At 38.6% G+C, this 20774-nt stretch carries 22 protein-coding genes; 12 read left to right on the forward strand and 10 right to left on the reverse strand.

What is annotated here, in order from left to right; all coding sequences use genetic code 11:
* The first annotated feature begins 2 nt into the window (after window positions 1–2).
* The 5 genes from NHH15_RS08680 (at window position 3) to NHH15_RS08700 (ending at window position 6478) form a co-directional block, all read left to right on the forward strand.
* Complete coding sequence (locus tag NHH15_RS08680; RefSeq protein WP_262066268.1) at window positions 3–1883, forward strand: glycoside hydrolase family 2 TIM barrel-domain containing protein; 1881 nt, start codon at window positions 3–5, stop codon at window positions 1881–1883.
* Entirely contained in the window at window positions 1867–2784 is a 918-nt protein-coding gene (locus NHH15_RS08685; protein WP_262066269.1) for a beta-galactosidase small subunit, read from the forward strand. Before NHH15_RS08680 ends, NHH15_RS08685 begins: the two co-directional genes overlap by 17 nt.
* A gap of 1145 nt (window positions 2785–3929) precedes the next feature.
* A complete protein-coding gene (locus NHH15_RS08690; protein ID WP_262066270.1) occupies window positions 3930–4964 on the forward strand; it encodes a methionine ABC transporter ATP-binding protein in 1035 nt (344 codons plus the stop codon).
* On the forward strand, window positions 4957–5616 hold the full coding sequence (locus NHH15_RS08695) for a methionine ABC transporter permease (RefSeq protein WP_262066271.1): 660 nt from the start codon (window positions 4957–4959) through the stop codon (window positions 5614–5616). Before NHH15_RS08690 ends, NHH15_RS08695 begins: the two co-directional genes overlap by 8 nt.
* A gap of 16 nt (window positions 5617–5632) precedes the next feature.
* Window positions 5633–6478, forward strand: coding sequence for a MetQ/NlpA family ABC transporter substrate-binding protein (locus NHH15_RS08700; RefSeq protein WP_262066272.1), 846 nt, complete (start codon window positions 5633–5635; stop codon window positions 6476–6478).
* 51 nt (window positions 6479–6529) lie between these two features.
* Here NHH15_RS08700 and NHH15_RS08705 read toward each other — a convergent pair whose 3' ends face one another.
* Together NHH15_RS08705 and NHH15_RS08710 are read right to left on the reverse strand one after the other, a co-directional pair.
* Window positions 6530–6907 (reverse strand): VOC family protein, encoded by a 378-nt coding sequence (locus NHH15_RS08705; protein WP_262066273.1) that lies wholly within the window; start codon window positions 6905–6907, stop codon window positions 6530–6532.
* A 15-nt stretch (window positions 6908–6922) separates the two neighbouring features.
* Window positions 6923–7414 (reverse strand): QueT transporter family protein, encoded by a 492-nt coding sequence (locus tag NHH15_RS08710; protein WP_262066274.1) that lies wholly within the window; start codon window positions 7412–7414, stop codon window positions 6923–6925.
* 352 nt (window positions 7415–7766) lie between these two features.
* On the opposite strand from NHH15_RS08710, the gene NHH15_RS15870 reads away from it, so the two are divergent.
* The gene (locus NHH15_RS15870) at window positions 7767–8009 is read left to right on the forward strand and encodes an L-2-amino-thiazoline-4-carboxylic acid hydrolase (protein WP_262066275.1); all 243 of its coding nucleotides are present in this window, start codon (window positions 7767–7769) and stop codon (window positions 8007–8009) included.
* Between the two features lie 39 nt (window positions 8010–8048).
* On the opposite strand, the gene NHH15_RS08720 is transcribed toward NHH15_RS15870, so the two are convergent.
* The 6 genes from NHH15_RS08720 to NHH15_RS08745 form a co-directional block, all read right to left on the reverse strand.
* Window positions 8049–9338 (reverse strand): glycosyltransferase family 2 protein, encoded by a 1290-nt coding sequence (locus tag NHH15_RS08720; RefSeq protein WP_262066276.1) that lies wholly within the window; start codon window positions 9336–9338, stop codon window positions 8049–8051.
* Window positions 9339–9452: 114 nt separating this feature from the next.
* Entirely contained in the window at window positions 9453–10280 is an 828-nt protein-coding gene (locus NHH15_RS08725; RefSeq protein ID WP_262066277.1) for a flagellin N-terminal helical domain-containing protein, read from the reverse strand.
* Window positions 10281–10394: 114 nt separating this feature from the next.
* Window positions 10395–10979 carry a CheB methylesterase domain-containing protein gene (locus NHH15_RS08730; RefSeq protein ID WP_316044070.1) on the reverse strand — a complete coding sequence of 195 codons (585 nt, stop codon included), beginning with the start codon at window positions 10977–10979 and terminating at the stop codon, window positions 10395–10397.
* Between the two features lie 18 nt (window positions 10980–10997).
* Window positions 10998–11810: a CheR family methyltransferase gene (locus NHH15_RS08735; protein WP_262066278.1), complete on the reverse strand. Its 813-nt coding sequence runs from the start codon at window positions 11808–11810 to the stop codon at window positions 10998–11000.
* The gene (locus NHH15_RS08740) at window positions 11798–12211 is read right to left on the reverse strand and encodes a chemotaxis protein CheW (RefSeq protein WP_262066279.1); all 414 of its coding nucleotides are present in this window, start codon (window positions 12209–12211) and stop codon (window positions 11798–11800) included. Before NHH15_RS08740 ends, NHH15_RS08735 begins: the two co-directional genes overlap by 13 nt.
* A 3-nt stretch (window positions 12212–12214) precedes the next feature.
* Window positions 12215–14203: a chemotaxis protein CheA gene (locus NHH15_RS08745; protein ID WP_262066280.1), complete on the reverse strand. Its 1989-nt coding sequence runs from the start codon at window positions 14201–14203 to the stop codon at window positions 12215–12217.
* Between the two features lie 119 nt (window positions 14204–14322).
* Between NHH15_RS08745 and NHH15_RS08750 the strand changes: the two genes are divergently transcribed.
* Entirely contained in the window at window positions 14323–15684 is a 1362-nt protein-coding gene (locus NHH15_RS08750; RefSeq protein ID WP_262066281.1) for a hypothetical protein, read from the forward strand.
* A complete protein-coding gene (locus NHH15_RS08755) occupies window positions 15671–15940 on the forward strand; it encodes an EscU/YscU/HrcU family type III secretion system export apparatus switch protein (RefSeq protein WP_262066282.1) in 270 nt (89 codons plus the stop codon). The genes NHH15_RS08750 and NHH15_RS08755 overlap by 14 nt, the downstream gene beginning before the upstream one ends.
* Here the strand turns inward: NHH15_RS08755 and NHH15_RS08760 are convergent.
* Together NHH15_RS08760 and NHH15_RS08765 are read right to left on the reverse strand one after the other, a co-directional pair.
* On the reverse strand, window positions 15904–16518 hold the full coding sequence (locus NHH15_RS08760; RefSeq protein ID WP_262066283.1) for a PilZ domain-containing protein: 615 nt from the start codon (window positions 16516–16518) through the stop codon (window positions 15904–15906). The two genes, NHH15_RS08755 and NHH15_RS08760, sit on opposite strands and share 37 nt — an antisense overlap.
* A gap of 14 nt (window positions 16519–16532) precedes the next feature.
* On the reverse strand, window positions 16533–18344 hold the full coding sequence (locus NHH15_RS08765) for a HAMP domain-containing methyl-accepting chemotaxis protein (protein ID WP_262066284.1): 1812 nt from the start codon (window positions 18342–18344) through the stop codon (window positions 16533–16535).
* Between the two features lie 263 nt (window positions 18345–18607).
* Between NHH15_RS08765 and NHH15_RS08770 the strand changes: the two genes are divergently transcribed.
* The 4 genes from NHH15_RS08770 (at window position 18608) to NHH15_RS08785 (ending at window position 20770) form a co-directional block, all read left to right on the forward strand.
* Window positions 18608–19156, forward strand: a complete 549-nt coding sequence (locus NHH15_RS08770; protein ID WP_262066285.1) for a GGDEF domain-containing protein — start codon at window positions 18608–18610, stop codon at window positions 19154–19156.
* Window positions 19157–19233: 77 nt separating this feature from the next.
* Window positions 19234–20121 carry an EAL domain-containing protein gene (locus NHH15_RS08775; protein ID WP_262066286.1) on the forward strand — a complete coding sequence of 296 codons (888 nt, stop codon included), beginning with the start codon at window positions 19234–19236 and terminating at the stop codon, window positions 20119–20121.
* The gene (locus tag NHH15_RS08780) at window positions 20108–20452 is read left to right on the forward strand and encodes a flagellar basal body rod protein FlgB (RefSeq protein ID WP_262066287.1); all 345 of its coding nucleotides are present in this window, start codon (window positions 20108–20110) and stop codon (window positions 20450–20452) included. Before NHH15_RS08775 ends, NHH15_RS08780 begins: the two co-directional genes overlap by 14 nt.
* A gap of 12 nt (window positions 20453–20464) precedes the next feature.
* Entirely contained in the window at window positions 20465–20770 is a 306-nt protein-coding gene (locus tag NHH15_RS08785; protein ID WP_262066288.1) for a flagellar hook-basal body complex protein FliE, read from the forward strand.
* Window positions 20771–20774 lie beyond the last annotated feature (4 nt).

Genomic DNA, 20774 nt, shown 5'->3' on the forward strand with positions numbered 1-20774 from the left:
AAATGGATAAAATTGTATGGCTGGATGACCCGGAAATTTATCGTGTCAATCAAATTGATTCTCATAGTGATCATGTGTGCTATGCTTCAAAAGAAGAAAGTGAGAGAGGAAAGAGTACATTAAGCCAATCTCTTAACGGGTCATGGTCATTTTTATACTCGGTCAATGCTAAAGTACGGCCAAAAGAATTCTACAAAGCTGATTTTGACAGTACAGGGTTTGATGAAATTCAAGTTCCAAAGCACATTGAGCTTGCAGGATACGATAGAGTGCATTATATAAATACTATGTATCCCTGGGAAGGAAGTGAATATAGGAGACCGCCCTATACTCTTGGAAAAGATACGTTGGAGAAGGGAATGTTTAGTGAAGCGGAATATAACCCTGTTGGCTCCTACATAAAGAAATTTGATTTGGATCAGGGTATGATTGGAAAAGACATATCAATAAAATTCCATGGTGTGGAACAAGCTTTCTATGTATGGCTTAATGGGGTTTTTATTGGCTATGGAGAGGACAGCTTTACACCGTCAGAATTTGATCTTTCACCTGAAATCCAGGAAAAAGAGAATATACTGTGTGTAGAGGTGCATAAAAGAAGTACAGCAGCCTTTTTGGAAGATCAGGATTTCTTTCGATTCTTTGGTATCTTTAGAGATGTAGAGCTTGTTGCCAGGCCGAAGCTTCATGTCGAGGACTTATGGATACAACCGGTTTTGACGAATTTGGAATCTGGAAGAATAAACTTAAGGGTACAAACAAAATCAAAGGTAAATAAAGGAAAAATTTGCTGCATCATTAAGAATCAGGACAACCATATCATTCACGAAAGTGAGGAAGTATTTTCAGAGACCATTCAATTTTCTGAAGTTATTGTAAGCAACCCGAACCTGTGGGATAATACAAACCCCTATCTTTATTGGTTAGAGTTGCTTGTGAAGACAGACACAGAAGAGGTAGTAGAATATATAAAGTATCCATTTGGATTTCGGAAAATAGAGATTCATCAAGGTGTTATGCAGCTGAATGGAAAGCGGCTTGTGATAAATGGAGTGAATCGCCATGAGTGGAGTCCCTATAACGGGCGTGTTATAGGAGAAGCAGAAAACAGAGGGGATATTGAAACTTGTAAAAAAAATCATATCAATTCCGTGCGTACCTCTCATTATCCATTCCAAATTCCATGGTATTATCTATGCGATCAAAATGGGATTTACGTAATGGCAGAAACGAATATGGAAAGCCATGGCTCCTGGCAGAAAATGGATCAGATTGAACCTTCCTATAATGTGCCAGGGGATATACCACAGTGGCGAGGTGCAGTATTAGATCGTGCAAGAACACAGTATTACCTTCTGCGAAACCATACCAGTATTTTATTCTGGTCTCTGGGAAACGAATCTTATGCGGGTGAAAACATTCGTTTGATGCATGAGTTTTACAAAAATGCAGATGAGGAACGGCTGGTTCATTATGAAGGAAATTTTCATAATCCAGATTATGAGGAGAGCATTTCAGATATTAAAAGTAGAATGTATGCTAAGCCATTGGAAATCAAAGAGTATTTAGATAATGAGCCAAAGAAGCCATTTATTCTTTGTGAGTATATGCATAATATGGGAAACTCATTAGGGGGGATGAAAGCATATATGGAGTTGCTGGATCGGTATGAAATGTATCAAGGCGGGTACATTTGGGATTTTATTGATCAGGCACTTTATGTCTATGATGAAATATCAAAGAAGCAAGTACTTCGATATGGAGGAGACTTTGGTGACCGACCTTCTGATTATGAATTCTCTGGGAATGGTATTCTGTTTGCCAATCGGGAGGAAAAGCCAGCGATGCAGGAAGTGAGGTACTATTATGGAAAATATAAATAAAGAGCTAAGTATTATATATGGAGATGTTACCCTGGGATTAAAGGGGGATGACTTTCACTATATTTTTTCTTATGCAAAAGGTGGTCTGGAGTCTTTGAAAAAGCAGGGACAGGAGTGGCTGTATCGTATCCCCATGCCCACCTTTTGGAGAGCAACAACTGACAATGACAGAGGAAATGGATTCTCCTATGCCTCAGCAATGTGGATGGGAGCAGACATGTTCTTACGTTGTATCAGCAAATATGTAAAAATCAATGGGGAAGAAATACCTTTTCCGGCAGCGCCTGAGAATAATAAATATAGCAATAATGAGAATGCAAAAGAGGTAGAGATTACATTTATCTATGAGACAAGTACCGTACCAAAAACAAGTGTTAGCGTAAGTTACACGGTGTTACCATCAGGGGAAATAAAGATACATATGCATTATAAAGGGAAAGATAATCTTCCAGGTTTACCCGTTTTAGGAATGAGATTTGTGTTGATGGAAAAAGCCGATGGATATAAATATGAGGGACTTTCAGGTGAAACCTATCCGGATCGAATGGAGGGAGGAGCATATGGAGTCCATCAGGTAGAAGGACTTCCAGTCACTCCGTATTTGGTACCTCAGGAGTGTGGCATGCATATGAAAACAAGATGGGCGGAAGTGGAAAGAAACAATCAGAGCATTAAATTTAGAGGCAAAGACGAATTTGCATTTTCATGTTTGCCTTATACATCTCAGGAATTAGAAAATGCAACCCATATGGAAGAGCTGCCTTTGCCCAGAAGAACCGTAATGGTGATTGCCAATAAAGTACGTGGAGTTGGAGGGATTGATAGTTGGGGATCAAAGCCAGGAAAAGATTATGAAATCCCGGGGGATCAGGACTATACTCTCCAGTTCAGTGTAAAATAAAGAGGGGAATTGACAGACTATTTATACAAATCGCAACAATAGTAAAATAACAAATAAAAAATAAATAAATAGTATTGACAAATAGAAAAGCCAATGGTATTATATACTCAACCTACAGGAAATCCAATAAAAAAAGCCTGACGAGAAAGGGTTTTCGGATTTCAAATCGGAACGAAAAGGAGGCTTGATCCATTGGACAATGTAGAGATGAAGACTCAATATGTTAGTGGTACAACAAATATTAGTTCCCGTAAATTAAGCCTTATAAAAAAGGTATAAAAAGACGGCAACAAAAAAAGTAATAAAAAATCGGAGAGATTTGTAGCCGCAGAAATGATTAAAATTTGTTGGCATATTGAAAAGAAAAATACCACCTCAAAGTTATCAGAAGATGCGTAAAGAAGCATTACCTGATATATCATGTAATATTAAATATATAAGAGTAAACGGTTTAAGAGGTAATAGCTTAGTACGGTTGTACACAAATGATAAGGGCTCTGTGTATGATTGAAACGGTTATAGGTACTTATTAACCAAAGTAATAATATATTTAAAGAGGAAGTATAATAAAGATACCATGAAAATGGACTTTGGGCGATTCATAAGAAGAATGAAAATTAATGAATTGAAAAAACAAAAAGTCATTATATAATAAAGATAACCAATGAAAATGTAATAACAGTCTGTAAAGGCGATGTTATTGGAGAATGAGGGTTATGAAATAAAGATAATGAAAAAAGTAAAAGGGAACTAGGTCGAGGTAGACCTCCGATTATAAAGAAAGTTAGATAAAACTTAATAGGGAAGTGGCCATTGCAGTCAAAAGATTGTGATGGCCACTTCTCTATTTTCAAGAAAATACTTGACAAATTTGTAGCGATGTATCATAGTTATTTCATAACTTGTTAAAGGAGAAATGAATCGATGAAATCAATAGCTTATCAGATTACAAATCAGAATATGATGATGTGTGGCTGTGGAATCATGATGATGATGAACACAGTTTCTTTTCCACGCATTAACATATCTGCAAAGTAAATTGATTTCTTAAGTTTTGTTTTGATTATAAATCAATGGGCGGATACATACATGCGTGTGTATCCGCCTTTTATATATGGAATTAAAAAGATAAAGGAGAGTAGAGTATGTCAGCGATTGAATTAAAAAAACTAACAAAAACATTTCAAACAAAAGACCATCAAGTAGAAGCGCTAAAAGATATTAGTCTTAAGATTGAAGAGGGTGAGATCTATGGGATTATTGGAATGTCGGGAGCAGGAAAGAGTACACTGGTACGCTGTTTTAACTTTTTAGAAAGGCCGACAAAGGGGCAAGTTCTAATTGAAGGGAAGGATCTTGGGGAACTGTCAGAAAAAGAACTGAGGAGACAGAGAAGTGATATAGCAATGATTTTTCAGCATTTCAACTTATTATCACAAAAAAATGTTGTAGATAATATTTCTCTTCCTCTCATTATACAAGGAGTCAAGAAAAGTGAGGCAAAGAAAAGGGCAAAGGAGCTGCTTAAAATTGTTGAGCTGGAAGATAAGGAAAAGGCATACCCCGCTCAACTATCAGGTGGACAAAAGCAAAGAGTTGCAATTGCAAGAGCCTTAGCCAGTGATCCGAAAATTCTTCTGTGTGATGAAGCAACATCTGCATTGGATCCACGAACTACGAAATCAATTCTTGAGCTTCTAAAAGAAATTAATAAAAATCTTAATATTACAATTGTAATGATTACACATCAGATGGAAGTTGTACGGGAGATCTGCCAAAAAGTCGCAATTATGGAAGAAGGTATTGTTGTTGAGGAGGGAGGCGTCGAGGAAATCTTTGATACACCCAAAACGAAGGCAGCCAAACGTCTGATTTTAGGAGATAAAAGTAAAGATGATGATATATTACAAGACTCAAAAGTAAAGGAATTGCTCAAAAGCGGAAAGAAAATTAGAATTGTATTTACAGAGAATTCAGCCTTTGAACCTGTTGTCAGCAATATGATTCTTAAGTTTAATACTCCCATCAATATTTTAGGAGCAGATACGAAGAATGTAGGGGGAATTGCAAAGGGTGAAATGCTTATTCAACTCACCGATGAAACGAAAAATGAAGAAGATATCATCACATATCTAAAAGAGCGAGGATTAAAAGTAGAGGAGGTAGAAGAAGATGTTTAGTAGTGAAGTTATACAGATGCTTATAACAGGAGTTGGCGAAACACTTTATATGACATTGGTTTCAACATTATTGGGATACATTATTGGATTACCTCTGGGAGTGCTATTAGCAGTATCAGACAGAGAAGGTATTAGGCCGAACGGGATACTGTATAAAGCATTGGATTTTATATCGAATATCATCCGAAGCATACCATTTTTGATTTTGTTAATCCTGGTGATCCCATTTACCCGGATGCTGGTAGGAAAAAGCTATGGTTCAACAGCGACGATAGTACCTCTTGTGATAGCGGCAGCACCTTTTATAGCCAGAATGGTAGAAGCTTCTATCAACGAAGTGGATAAAGGGGTTATTGAAGCAGCGAAATCTATGGGAGCTTCAAACTGGATTATTATAACCAAGGTATTATTGGTAGAGGCAAGAACATCCCTGATTTCAGGGGCAACAATTGCAACGGGAACCATCTTAGGCTATTCAGCTATGGCAGGTTCTGTAGGCGGCGGAGGCTTAGGAGCAATAGCAATTCGTTATGGATATAACCGCTATGAAACAGATATTATGCTGGTAACCGTTATTTTATTAATTGTTTTAGTTCAAGTGTTCCAAACGGTTGGAATGAAAACATCCACACGTTTAGATAGAAGAAAATAAGAAGGAGGAGAAACACATGAAAAAGAGAATTTTAGCAAGTTTATTAGCAGGAATATTGGTGATTGGACTTATGGTTGGATGCAGCAAAAAGGCAGAAACAGCGGATACAGATGAAGGTTCCAGCTCCGGTACAGAGACATTGACAATTGCAGCATCTGCAACGCCTCATGGGGAAATATTAGAAGAGGCAAAGAAAATCTTAAAAGAGGACGGAATTAATCTTGAGATTGAAATTTTTGATGATTACGTTCTCCCCAATGAGGTCGTGGAAAGCGAAGAGCTGGATGCAAATTACTTTCAACATGCGCCGTATCTGGATAGCTTTAATGAAGAAAAAGGAACTCATTTGGTAGATGCAGGCCAGATTCATTATGAGCCCTTTGGTATTTATCCGGGAACAAAAAATAATTTAGATGATTTAGAGGATGGGGACAGTATCGCAGTGCCAAATGATACAACCAATGAAGCAAGAGCACTTCTTTTATTAGAAGATAATGGAATTATTACATTAAAAGAAGGAGCAGGCTTAACTGCAACGGTAAATGATATTGATAAAAATCCGAAAAACATTAAGATTGAAGAGCTAGAGGCTGCTCAAATCCCAAGAGTAAAAGAGGAAGTGGCATTTGTAGTATTAAATGGAAACTATGCGCTAGAAGCAGGGTTCTCCGTTTCAAAGGACGCAATTGCATATGAAGAATCGGATTCTGAGGCTGCAAAAACTTATGTAAATATTATTGCAGTCAAAGAAGGAAATGAAGACGAAGCAAAGATTAAAAAACTGGTTGAGGTATTAAAGTCTGATGATATAAAGTCTTTCATTGAAACGAAGTATGATGGTGCTGTAGTGCCATTTGAATAGGAGATAAAGAAAAGGAAAGCATCCAAGTAAGGAGCTTTCCTTTTTTAAAACCTATTTGTCTTCAGATGGAATTATTTCAATCCAGTAACCATCAGGATCGATGATGAAATAAATACCCATATCGTTGTTCTCGAAGACAACACAATCCATTTCTTTATGTTTTCTTAAAGCTCCTTCATAATCGTCTACCTCAAGTGCAAGATGAAATTCATTGTCACCGAGATTGTAAGACTCTTTTTCCCAGTCTCTAAGCCAGGTAAGCTCCAAGGTATGCCTGCTGGAACCATCACCTAAGTATACCAGAATAAAGCTTCCATCCTCCGCTTCTTTTCTGCGGACTTCCTGAAGTCCTAAAGCTTCCTTGTAAAAAGCAAGGGATTTATCTAAGTCCATAATGTTGAAATTGTTATGTGCAAATGTAAATTTCATAGTAATCCACCTCGTTTAAGCTGTTTTTTTGAAAAGTACATTTTGATATTTTCTGAGTGCAAAAAATAGAATCATTCCAAGTACTCCACAAGAGAGAACCTCTCCAATTCCCACACTTAACATAAGCAATGGAATCGGTAGATTGATACCGTATCCAAAGCGTAAAATCATAGGAACAATGATGGTATTAGAAATAATTGGCGGCAGGGGAGCAAGATAAGGATTCTTTTTACTAAAGTAGTAAGTAAAAACAGCTCCAATTAAGGTCGCAACGCTACCAAAAACAATATCCGGCAGCATGGCTCCACCAGTAATATTTCCAATAAGACATCCCACAAAAAGGCCAGGGATGGCAGCTGGAGTAAAAGCTGGAAGTATGGTAAGTGCCTCTGCTATTCGTACTTGAACCTCTCCAAAGGAAATGGGAGCAAATACAAAAGTTAAGACAACATAAATAGCTGCAATCATCGCAGCCTGCACTAAAAATAAAGTACTTTTGTTTTTCATAATAGTTCATTCTCCTTAGTTTTGTTTTACGTGAGGATGGTTACGAACTCACGGTATTATTTTGGGCTACACCTGGTAAATATAAGGTGTGTAGCAACTGGTAGTATAGCATGGAGAGAGTGGGAAATCAATAAAAGTACAAAAAAAGTCTAAAGATAAACATTATCATTTGCCCCTCTTCTTTTCGTTTTCTTTTTTTGATAACATAGTTATGTAGGAGGGGCTACCATGGAGCCGAAGTTACCAATTTCTTAGCAAACCGCTGACACAAAATAATTTGGAGAAACCAATATGCATGAATATTATCAACAAAAAGCTCCACATCTAAAAAAACAAATGAATAAATACTTCCATGATTTATCACACCACCGTCTGCCCTCTTTATGAATTTGCTAAAACCGGTGGATACCTATCCTACATGCCTTACCTCTGCAATTTTGACTACATTATGTTCAGCAAGATGGGCGTCTCCCTTTATCGAGAGAAAACCTGTGCCGATGGCGATGAATACTGCGATTTCAAAGTGAAAGCAAATGCTCCCATCCCTCCCTATTGGCCTCCTCACATACTAGATAAAGACGACCCTCTTAAATAGTGTCTGCTTAAGCACCTCTTGCCGAAAATTTGTTGGATGTCAAGAAATCAATTTGTAATCCTCTTGTGTAAGTCTCCTTTTCAAAACACCAACAAGAAGTGGAGCATTTGCAGCCTCCGCACATTTAAATACCATAATCCGATCCTTATGGGTTGAAAAGTCATAAATACTACTGAGGATATTCATAATTTTCATCACATCATTATCGGTTTTGATTTCATCCTTTAAAAAATATAGAAGCTCCATAAGACATTGAATTTGGTTCTTATTTGTCTTAAGAGAGGCAATAGAGTATTTCACCACGCCATTTAAGTCCTGTGTGGCTTTGCATAAAGAAATCAAGAGATTTGTAATATCCTCAAAGCTTGATGCTGCCACTAAAGTAAGATAACCATTATAGGATTGCAGCTTCGAATAGGCACGCTCAAAGAAACTCTTTGTACGGATTGTATCCTTTTTGCTCAAATACCAATTGCCTAGTAAAAGATCATAGTCGGGGTGAGAAGCATTCCAGCTCATCCCCTGATTATATAACATAAGCAACGCCTCCTCACAATGCTCTGGTTTTTTACGAAGATAATATTGCATAAGGCCAATTTCCAAGGTAACCCGAAGCCCTGGCTCCACGTGCTTGAAGTTTTCCTTCTTAAAGATGCTTTTACACAATACAACTGCATCGTCATATTTCTTTTGGGCGATTAGATTAAGGGCGAAATACGTTTTAACATTATAGTCATCGGGCTTTTCCTCAATTAACTTGTGGAGCAAGTCCGTATTTCTGGAAACCTTATCTTTTCGCTGATGCTCCTCTTTCGAGTATCCCGTATGAAGGATGGTCAGCAAATTGTCAAAATACGTAGCGGTAATAGCAGTACTATTATTGTAAATAAGGGATTCGTGAATGAGTCCACGATAGCGGATTTCTGGCTGATTCCGAAAAACACGAATCTGTGTAATACGGGATTGAGCCTCTCCCTTTTCATTAATATTTACTAAGGGAAATGCAACAGACATGGTATGTCGGGGAATTCTTGGCAAGAGTTGCTTTAGTTTTTGTACCTCTTCCAAAGACTGAATATACTCATCGGCATCGAAAAAAAGAATCCATTTACCCGTTGCCTTTTCAAGACAATAGTTTTTAGCCTTGGAAAAATCATCTTCCCAGGGAATCTCATAGACGGTTGCCCCCATCTGCTTTGCAATCTCTACTGTTCTGTCCGTAGAGCCAGTATCCACGACAATCTGCTCATGGACAATATCCTTTGCCCATGACAAGGCTCTTTTTATGTTGTGTTCTTCGTTTTTGACAATCATACATTGTGAAATCATACGTACATCCTTTCCCTGTGAAATACTAAGTTCTATTTATATTGTCGGCAGAAAGTCCTCATTTATTAAGAAAAAAACCAAGACAAATTTGCCTTGGTTTTTCCTTCATGTGAATTATTGTAATAATTGCAGCACACCCTGTGGAATAGAGTTTGCTTGTGCAAGCATTGCCTGAGAAGATTGTACTAAGATATTATTCTTAGTATATGCCATCATCTCTTTTGCCATATCCACGTCACGTATACGGCTCTCAGCAGCAGTCATGTTTTCCGCATTAACACTTAAGTTATTAATGGTATGCTCCAAACGGTTCTGGTAAGCACCAAGAGAACCTCTTTGTGTAGATACCGTGTTAATCGCTGTTTTAATTGTATCAATTGCCTCATTAGCCTTCGTTACATCTGTAATATCCAGACCAGAAAGTCCTAATCCTGAGGCAGACATATCTGCGATTGAAACATTTAAGATGTCATCCTTGCTGTCACCAATCTGGAACTGTGTATCTGCAAAAGAACCATCCAACAGTTTCGTCCCATTAAAGTTTGTGCTCTCTGCAATACGATTAATTTCTTCGTTGAGAGAATCAATCTCAGCCTGCATAGCTACACGGTCTACACCGCCATTAGCAGCATCGTCATAGATACCATTTGCAGATTGTGTTGCCAGCTCAACCATACGGTTCATCATAGAGTGAACCTCTGTTAAGGAACCTTCAGCAGTTTGAATCAAAGATACTGCATCCTGTGCGTTCTTTCCAGCAGTCTCAAGACCAGTAATCTGAGCACGCATTTTCTCTGAAATTGCAAGACCGGCAGCATCATCACCAGCACGGTTGATGCGGTAACCAGAAGAAAGCTTTTCTAAGTTCTTGCCTACTGCAGAGTTGTTGTTTGTTAAGTTACGGTAAGAGTTGATTGCTGTAATGTTGTGTTGAATTCTCATAATAAATTCCTCCTTGAATTTGTTTCCCGGAAATTCCCTTTTCCGGAGTGTTTATTGTTTACAATTATATTATCGTCCCTGTTTTGAAAAACATAAGAGAAAAAATAAAAAAAATTATTTTGTATGACGGATGATTAATCCGGCAATGTTTTCAAGACCAGTTCTGGTACATACAGCCCCTTTTTCATAAGCGACCATAGGCATACCGTAGACGACACTGCTGGCTTCGTTTTGTCCAATCGTGTAAGCGCCGGCCTTTCTCATATGAAGAAGCCCTTGGGCACCATCATTTCCCATACCGGTCAGGATAATTCCGATGGCATTTTTTCCGGCAGAACGTGCTACCGAATCAAAAAGGATATCTACGGAAGGGCGATGTCCATTTACTTTATCGCCCTTGAAGAGACGAATAAAAAACCGGTCACCAATTCGAACAATCGTCATATGTGTCCTTCCCCCAGGGGCAAGAAGAGCAAGACCGGAAGTGATAGCGTCTCCGTCACGGGCTTCCCGAACCTCAAAGGCACAGAGTTTATTGAGACGCTCTGCATACATACGTGTAAAACCCTCGGGCATATGCTGGGTAATGACCATACCGGGAATGTCTGCTGGCAGATCCTTTAAAATTTGTACAGTTGCTTCGGTGCCGCCTGTTGAGGCGCCGATGGCAATAATATCAATATTTGTCCTGTTTGTCATAATAACCTCAATATTAGTTTATGGTTTGCGGTATGTAGAAGGCATTACATGTTCATAAGGAAGGTTTTGTGATGTGATGTTTTCTGAGTGTCCTATGAAAAGGTAACCTCCTTGATTCGTCGCATTAAAAAAACGTTTGCAAAGATTGTCTTTTGTTGTTTGGTCAAAGTAAATCATCACATTGCGGCAAAATATAACATCAAAACGCCTTTTAAATTGAATGGGTTCCATTAGATTAAAAGTGCGGAAGAGCACGTTTTCTCTGATTTCTGACACAACCTGATATTGGTTGGGGGTTGATGTTTTTGTGAAATATTTCGACTTAAAATCCTTTGGCATGCTTTCCAGTGACTCGCCAGAATAAACAGCCTTTTGAGCTAAAGAGAGAGCTTGGAGGGATATATCTGTAGCAAGAATACGGGTATCCCAATTGGAAAAAGCACTTCCAAAATATTCCTTCATCAGCATAGAAAGAGTATAGGGCTCTTGTCCTGAGGAACAACCAGCACTCCAGATGCTAAGAGTTTTGTCTTTTTTTGTTTTCTCAAGCCAAGGCAATACGGTATCCATAAAATATTCGAAATGGTTTACTTCACGCATGAAAAAGGTGTAATTTGTAGTTAAACGATTTAAAAGAAGATCGATGTCCTCTTTCTCACTATTATTAAGAATATGGTCAACATAATCGGTAAAGTTGGTATATCCCATTCCGGAGAGGACAGGAGAAAGTCGTCCTGTAATCAGCTGCCGTTTGTTGATCAAATTAATACCGTAGTTTTCTTTTACAAAAGAAACCAGCCGGGTGAAATCCTGATTATTTATATCGAACATACGAGTTTTTCACTTTCTAACAGTAATGCGACACTTCCATCTTTAAGTGTCATCAGATTTTTAGCAGGTTCATCCTCCTTCGGTGTTGGAAGAGGAGAAATGGTATTATCATCTAAATCTTGTACCTGCAAAACACTGTCAACAACGAGACCCATAAGCTGCTCGCTAATATTTAAGATGATAATACAGGTGGAATCACTATAAGGAGTACCTTCTTTACCCAGGCGTAAGCGCATATCCATAATGGGAATAATTTGTCCTCTTAGATTAATGATTCCTGGAATATAGTCCGGTACCTTTGGAACGGAACGGATTTTATAGTTGGTAATAATTTCAATTACCTGATCCGTTTCCACACCAAAAGTTAAATTGTCAGTTATAAACGTAAGATAGCTTGTCATTTTCTATACCTCGCTCTGTTTTTTTGGTGCCATAGCTTCGGCAAAAGCAGTATACACTCCGGCACCGTCTAGTATGATACTAATACTGCCATCCCCAAGAATTGTACAACCGCTGATCCCTGAGTTTTTGATTCCAAAATTATTTAAATAAGGAGGGAGGGGTTTTACAACTACTTGCTGTTCTCCAATTAGGCTGTCCACAAAGAGACAGTAAGATTTATCACCCGATTCAACCCAGATAAGAATACCTTCTGAAATATCGGAAACGCCTCTTTCTAAATCCAAAAGTCTGTTCAATCGGATAATTGGATAAAATTCACCAAGATATTGAATCATCTCTAAGCCATTTGTATCTTGAACTACTTCCTCAGCAGTAGCTTTAAAAGATTGTTTGATATTTGAGATTGGCAAGGTGAAGATTTCGTTACCCACAGCTAAATCCATACCATCAACGATTGCCAGCGTCAAAGGAATTTTTAAAGTTGTGGTACTGCCCTTTCCCCGCTCACTGGTAATGGTAACAGTGCCTCCGATCGTTTCTACATTTTTCTTTACAACATCCAGACCCACACCACGACCGGAATACTCCGTTACTTCAGTATTGGTGGAGAATCCAGGAAGCATAAGTAAAGATAAAATTTCTTTCTTGGTATAGGACTCTGCCGGTTTCGTTAGGAGACCGTTATTTTCAGCCTTACTTAGAATCGCATCCGTATCCATACCTTGGCCATTATCAGAAATCGTGATAATTACCTCTCCGCCAGTATGCTTTGCACTTAGGATTACCTCAGGTTGTTCCTGCTTCCCAGTATTTTTTCGCGTTTCCGGATCCTCAATTCCATGATCGATAGCATTCCGAACGATGTGCATCAAAGGATCAGAAATTCCGTCTACAATTGTTTTATCCATCTCTGTATCAGCGCCAATTAGAGTGAGCTTTACATTCTTGTTTAAAGCTTTGTTCATGTCCCGTACAATTCGGTTCATCCGTTGGAATACTCCGGATACAGGAACCATGCGAAGGGACATAGCAATATCTTGAAGCTCATCCGTAAGCTTACGCAGCTGTCTGGCGGATTTCAAAAAATTATCATCTCTTAAATTTTTTGCTGCTGGAGCAGAAACTACCATAGACTCTGTAATCACGATTTCTCCAACAATTGCAATCAGACTATCCAGTTTACTTAAGCTTACACTAATAAGATCTTGTTTGATAGCCGGTTTTGCCACCTCTGGTCCAGCCGATTTTGGAGTCTCTTTTTGAGTTTCTTTCACATGTGTAATCATTTCATAAGAGCGGATGCTTCCAGCATTCTGAATTTCTTCAATGGCTTCTTTGGCAAGAGGCTCCGTATCAAAAAAAAGTTTAAATCCATCTTGGAGGATACGCTCCGAACTGCCAGGATTCGTTTCGACGTCTGCCGGATAGAAAGTAAAGGATAAACCCTCCTGAGTAAGAGCATTAACCAACATAAAAGCGCGAAGGTTTTCCATGCCGCAGTCCTGATCAAAATGAACTAAAAGTTCATAATTCCCACTTGGAATATTTTCTTCCTTTTCACAAGAAGGAGAAACAGACTCTCCTTTTAACTTGCTGAGAAAATGATTGATACGAAGGGTTAAAGTATCCACATCGGTAGCCAATGCCTCGTTGTTTTTTACTTTTTCAAATTCTGCACGTAATGCATCCATTGACTCAAACATGAGCTCGAAGAGCTTTGTTTTCTGTTTACTGGCTAAGCTGTCCATACCGTTATCGCGGATGTAGAAAAAAAGATCCTCAATATGGTGGGAAATCTCCATGAGACTTTGATACTCCAACATAGCGGAAGAACCCTTTATCGTATGCATGTTGCGAAAAATCTGATTTGTGTCATCCGCAGAAAAGGTTCCAGAAGCTTCGGCATTAATCAATAACTCATCCAGCTCTGCAAGAAGGGAATCTGTTTCGAAAAGATAAGCCTCCAAGAGACTTTCATTCATATTATCCATAGTTTTATTACCTCAATTATTTATAGTTTAGAAAGTTGCATCAAGCGTATCTGTATGGTAATGTACAAATAGTATATCGACTCTTTTTAAGAAAAAATAAGAAGTATGGGGACAAAAATATGACAAATATTTTGAAAGTAACAACACCAGTTAGTGGTTATGGGAAAATCACGCCGGAACGAGTACAAGGAGATCAAAATACAACGAAGGCTGCAAGCCAGAAACTTGAGGGAAATCAAAGTAGCATCGCAAAATTTCGCTATGAGTCTAATTACGGCAGTTTTATCAAACAGCTGCAAGAAAACCTATTTCAGACAGGCGACTTTTCCAAAATTTTCAGTGAGGGACTGGGAGGGAACGAGTATCTGCATAAACTTCAGGAGTTTCGGACAGAATTAGTGGTAAATCCAGAAGATATTCCAGAAGTGTTTAAAACCTGGCACAATGCTTCGGCAAAATTTAGTGGTGATTTTTTTGGAGTATTTCGGGAGGTGCTTAATTCCAATGCACCATTGGAATTAAAAGCAGAAATATTAGAGTTTATTAGACGTTATAGTGATCTGTCAGACACACCAAGGATGCTTGAAAGCATTCGGCATACATTGACAGAAATTGAAGGACACATGTACCAGGAGGCAAGAAATCAGCTAAAAGAGTTAACGGCCAATCTGACCTTAGAGGGGACGAATGAAGAAATCCAGGCTGAACTGGGTTATATAAGGGAAAAGGTACTGCCATTTTTAAATCTGTATATCTCTCGAACCAATGAACGAGGAAGAATGAGAGATTTGTCAGCGCTTTTGGGAAATTTGCTGGGACGCTGTGAAAACGGGGCACCTAGTCGTGTAGAAGAGGGATTTGCAAACTTGATGAAATACCAGACTATGAACGCATATTTCCCGGATCTGGATTCTTCTGGGATTCTGCAATTTTTAGCAAACACAGATTATGAAAAAGCAAAAAGAGGACAGAAATGGGTAAAGAAGTTTCAAGAATTGGTTACGGAGGCAATGGCAGGAAAAGCCGGGAAAGAACAGCAAATTTTATTGAAAAACATGGTACATTCCACCTTGCTAAATGAGAGTGTGTATATGCCAGTTTTACATTCTATATTACCAATGCAGGTAAATGAAAATCTTACATTTGTGGAGATGTGGGTAGATCCGGACGCCGATAAAAGAACCTCCCAGGATGAAACGAAGCAAGGAACACAGAGTTTGATTAAATTTGATATTGAGAACGTAGGAAAATTTGATTTGTTTTTTTATCATCAGGAGGGGAAGGTTCGGATGCAGTTGAATGCGCCTGAAGCATTTAAAGAAACCCTTGGTCAGATAAAGACAGATATTGGAAAAATTATAAGAAACAATGATTTAGAAGTCGAGGAGCTTTTTGTGGAGACGGGAAAGGAAATGATTCCTCTTACAGAGGCCTTTCCACGAATTGTAGAAAAGGAGAATGTTGTAAATGTCAGAATATAACAGTAAACAAAAGGCAATAGCACTAAGCTATGACGAAGAAAACCAGGCAGCTCCTGTTGTGGTTGCTTCAGGCATGGGATTTATGGCGGAAGAAATACTTAAAGTAGCAGAAGAAGCAGGAGTGCCTGTTTATGAAGATAACTCCTTGGCAACCCTGCTTACGCAATTGGAATTGGGAATGGAAATCCCGGAAGAACTCTATCAGGTTGTGATTGACATTTACATGTATTTCTTAAATTTCAAATCAACACGATAAACGTATCTTCGAAGCTCTGATTCAGTACTAGAGGTAATATTTATAAAACGTGCACCATAGGTAAAGTCTTCTTGAGTTCTTAATATTTCAGCAGATAAATGAAGATTTTTATTTAGGGGAACAAAGGTAAAATGAATAATTTGCCCTTTATTAAGTGCCAGTGAACTGCTTAAACACAGTCCACCGGCACTTATATTGTTTATTTTTGCTACAAAAGGAAGTCGATTTCCACTTTCATCATGAGTTAACATATCTACTTCTGTATTAATCGGGACCTTGATATCACTGCGACGTTCAATTGTAGAAATGACCTGAACGACTTCACAGTGAACACGACATTTTTGCTCCCTTTTTGGGGTAATATACTCTTCATATCCTGAAAGCAGACATTCACAGGTAATTACGCCCCTAAAACGGTCAAAGAAAGAAATGGTCATCTCACTTCTTAAAATCTGGGAATAAGGTCTTGAAAAGCTAAGAGTAATAGCTTCCTTATCACTTACAAAAACTTCTGCATCACAGAGATAATTTTCGTTAGAGTCGTAAAGAGCGGCCTTTCGACAATTATAAAGCAGCATATTATGTTCCTTCCCTAATACTTATCATCCGTACCGGTGAGTGCCTCAAAGGAATGCTTGTCTGTTACTGGAGAAGAAAGGCTTTTAAAACGTTCCCGGTTAATATTACCTGTGTTTCGAATTTTAAAGCTCCCGATTAAATCTTTTAACACACGAGCCTGGCCGGAAAGCTCCTCGCTGGCAGCAGCTCCTTCTTCTGCTGTGGCAGAATTCGTCTGTATCACACTGGATATTTGTTCAATGCCGATGGTAACCTGTGAAATGGAGTCGGCTTGTTCTTTTGATACGGTAGAAATATTATTGATGATATCAACAACGCCTTTTGCGTGTTCGGAAACCTGTGTCATAGCCTGCGCCGTTGCATCTGCAATCTCGGTACCATTTTCAACTGCAACAATAGCATTTTCAATTAAGGCAGTTGTATTTTGAGCGGCATCCTGACTTTTTCCGGCAAGATTACGAACCTCATCGGCAACAACAGCAAACCCTTTACCTGCAGAACCTGCCCGGGCAGCTTCAACAGCAGCATTCAAAGCCAGAATATTGGTCTGAAAAGCAATATCTTCAATGGTTTTGATAATCTTATTTATTTCTCCAGAGGCTTCTTTAATTGCCGTCATAGCTTTGGTCATTTCATCCATCTTTTTGTTACCTTCAAAAATTTCAGTACCAGCTTTTTCTGACAATTCATTTGCCTTTTCCGCATTTTCCGCATTTCGCTTAACGGTTGCAGATATTTCGTTAATGGTTGCAGCCAGCTGTTCCACGGAACTTGCCTGCTCGGTAGCTCCTTGGGATAAAGCCTGGGTACCACTGGCCATCTGGTCAGCACCCACATCAACCTGGACAGAGGACTCAGCAATTTGTGCCAAAGTATTATTGAGACGTTCACAAATGCTATTAATCGAGTGAAGAAGAGGGGCGAAGTCACCAATATATAGTTCCTCATGACTGGAGGAAACGGTGAAATCCCCCTTGCTCATTCCTTCCAGTAATTGTTGTTCATCACGGATAATACCGGTTAACGAAGCAACAATGGTTTCAGAAGCTTCTTTCATCTCTTCTATCTCCGCACAGCCCTTCATTTCAGGAACTGGTGTAGAAAGGTCTCCTTTAGAAAGAGCTATTAAACGTTTTGCACCAGCCTGAATAGGTTTTGCCAAGTGTTTGTTCAGGCGAATTGTAACAATAATAATGACGATAATAGACAAGGCAAAAAGGAGTGTACAGATCAGTGTTGTAACGCTGGAGCCGGCACTCAACTCTTTGATGGTTTCTCTTCCAGTAGCCACTTTTTCATCACCTATTATATCTAAAGAATTGAAGGCGCTGTCATAAAGAGGCTCCAATGTATCGTGAGCCTTGTCTTCTAAAATCTCCATTTCAGCCGGTGAAGTAATGGATGAAATATTGGATGAATAGTCCAGAAGCGTGCTGCGGTAATCAGCATAAACATTTAGATATTCATCAAAAGCAGTCCGTGCCTCTTTTACCACAATATACTTCTCAATGGTTTCATTAAGTGTATCAAGAGTATCAATACTGGTAGCAGTCAAATCCTTGACTTGGGCAATCACTCCGGGATCATTGGAAGCAAGTGCGCCATAAAGATCTGATTTTGAATCCGCCAAAAGGGTTTTGGCTTCGCCAATGTCTCCCAGAGCAAATCCATAATTCTCCATTGCGGTGCTGTAGCGTTCGCCCATCCATTGATTAAACAGAATACTCACGGTATTTGACAGGTTTGTTAAGACGGCAACCAGTAAAAATGCGCTTATCAATCTTGATTTGATGGTCAGTTTATTTCTTCGTAATAGTTTCAACATTTTCTATACTCCTCTTCTTTACAAAATTTCTTTGGTTAATTTGAATATCGACACTTTATAAAATTAAATAAGGCGATGATGTATGTAATATTGCATAAAAATTTAGGAGGTAAAAAAAAAACATTTCCATTTTTTGTGACGAAAGTAGAAATTATTTCCCTGTTATTGACTGGAGATAATAACATAAAGTAATATAAAAAAACATTAAGTAATTTGGTGATGAACATTGAACTGTGCGAAAGCATAGGTGAGGAGCGTAAAATATGTCAAAAAGAATATCGACTGACGAAACGGTGTTGGGGGACATCGTTTGTGTTTCTACTAGGGACGATTATGAAATATGCTACCTAAATAAAGAAGGTAAGCAAATGTTCAATCGTCTTTCCTCTGATGGGAAAATAAACCCTTCATATCGTGAAATATTCAAAAGTTCAACAAAATCAGCAGACTCAAATCTTGATGTTCAAAGGATGGACATTACTTTAAAAGGAGAAAAATATCATCTGACAATTGCGAGAGATGTAAGTTACAAGGTTTATGATGCACTGACCAAGACAAAGAATCGACAGAGCTATATAGAGAAAGTAGCATATCTAAGAAAAAACAATAGCAGGAACATAGGAATTATGGTAATCGATATTGACAATTTGCGAAATGTGAATCAATCCTATGGTCATCGCTGGGGTGACGCAATGCTAAAGTATACGGCATCGGTTTTAAAAGACCACTTTGGCGATGAAGTGTATCGTGCCGGGGAAGACGAGTTTGTAGTCCTGACAGAAAAAACGACGGAAAAAAATTCCGGGAAATAGAAAAAGAGCTGCTGGAACAAGCCAAAGAGGATGAACAATTTCCCGTTTCTTTGGGGAGTGCATGGTTTACAGGAGAGATGGATCTGGAAGAGCAGATTTTTGGTGCTACGGACCGAATGCATTTAAACAAAAGAAACAGTTACAAGGGTGAAGCAGAGGGCAATGAGCAGTTTAAGTCAAAGCTGATTGAAAAGCTGCAGAAAGACATTGCAGATAATAGATTCCTTGTATATTTACAGCCTCAAATCAATTTGAAAACCGATGAAATCGGTGGAGTAGAGGCATTGGTCCGCTATCTTGATGAGGAAGGGAAAGTAGTCCCGCCGGTGTCCTTTATTGGAAAGTACGAAACAGAGGGAATTATCAACTATTTGGATTTACATATGCTGGAAATGGTTTGTGCTCTGATTAAAAAGTGGCGGGAACGAGGGAAAGAGATAAACAATATTTCTGTAAATTTCTCAAGAGTCACAATGATGGTAGCAGGAATAGTAAAGAAGATTCTAAGTATTTGTAACCGGTATGAGGTGTTGCCAGAGCAGATTACGATTGAAGTAACAGAAAGCATCGGATTACTAGAACGCCGTGAGCTAAAGACCCTCTTGGAAACCCTCCAAAAAGAAGGGTTCAAAATTTCTCTGGATGATTTTGGATCAAGGTATTCAGATCTTGCAATTCTTTCAATCACTAATTTCAACGAGATTAAGCTGGATAAAAGTCTGGTAGACACTATTGAAAGCAAAAGCAAGTCCAGAACGATTGCAGGATATGTCCTTCAAATGTGTATGGGGCTAGAACTTTCTCATACAATTGCGGAAGGAATAGAAAATATATCCCAGAAAGAAATCCTCAAACAGCTAGGCTGCGAGTATGGTCAGGGATACTTATTTGACAGACCATTGCCGGTAGATGAGTTTGAAAAAAAATATTTGAAGGAAAGGAGAAAAAGCGATGAGCATAAATAATATATTTGGAAAATCCATTGGGATGATGGGAAAATCCCTGGATTATCTTTGGACAAAACAAAAAGTCACCAGCAACAACATTGCAAATGCAGAGACACCAGGGTACAAGTCAAAATACGTTACATTTGAAGAGAATTTTAAAAGCAAATTGTTGGAGGCAAATACCAGGATTAAAGAAAACAGCAGTGAATCCGCAAGGCTTGATGGAAATAATGTAAATACAGAGGTCCAGATGATTGAGCTTACGAGAACTGCTTTGCAGTATCAGTATGGGATTGAGAGTGTCAATAAAGATTTCACACGACTTGGAACCGCAATAAAAGGGCAATAGGAGAGATAAAGAATGGAAAATAATTTTATATCACCAATCAAACCGGCAAACAGCCTAAATGAATTACACAGATTAAGTAAGACGAATAGTAGTGAAGGAACTTTTTTTAAAGGGATATTTGAGGATGCCGTTAGCACGGTGAAAGACTCTGAAAATAATCTTGCAAATCAACAGTACCTTCTGGCCACAGGACAAATTGATGATGCTCATACCGTGCAAGTAGCTGCATCAGAAGCACAGTTGGCAGTAGATATGCTGGTACAGTTGAGAAATAAAGCATTGGAGTCCTATAACGAATTAATGCGTACGAGTTTGTAGGTTG

This window comes from Aequitasia blattaphilus (assembly GCF_024721305.1).
In the GTDB taxonomy this organism is placed as follows: Bacteria; Bacillota; Clostridia; order Lachnospirales; family Lachnospiraceae; genus Aequitasia; species Aequitasia blattaphila.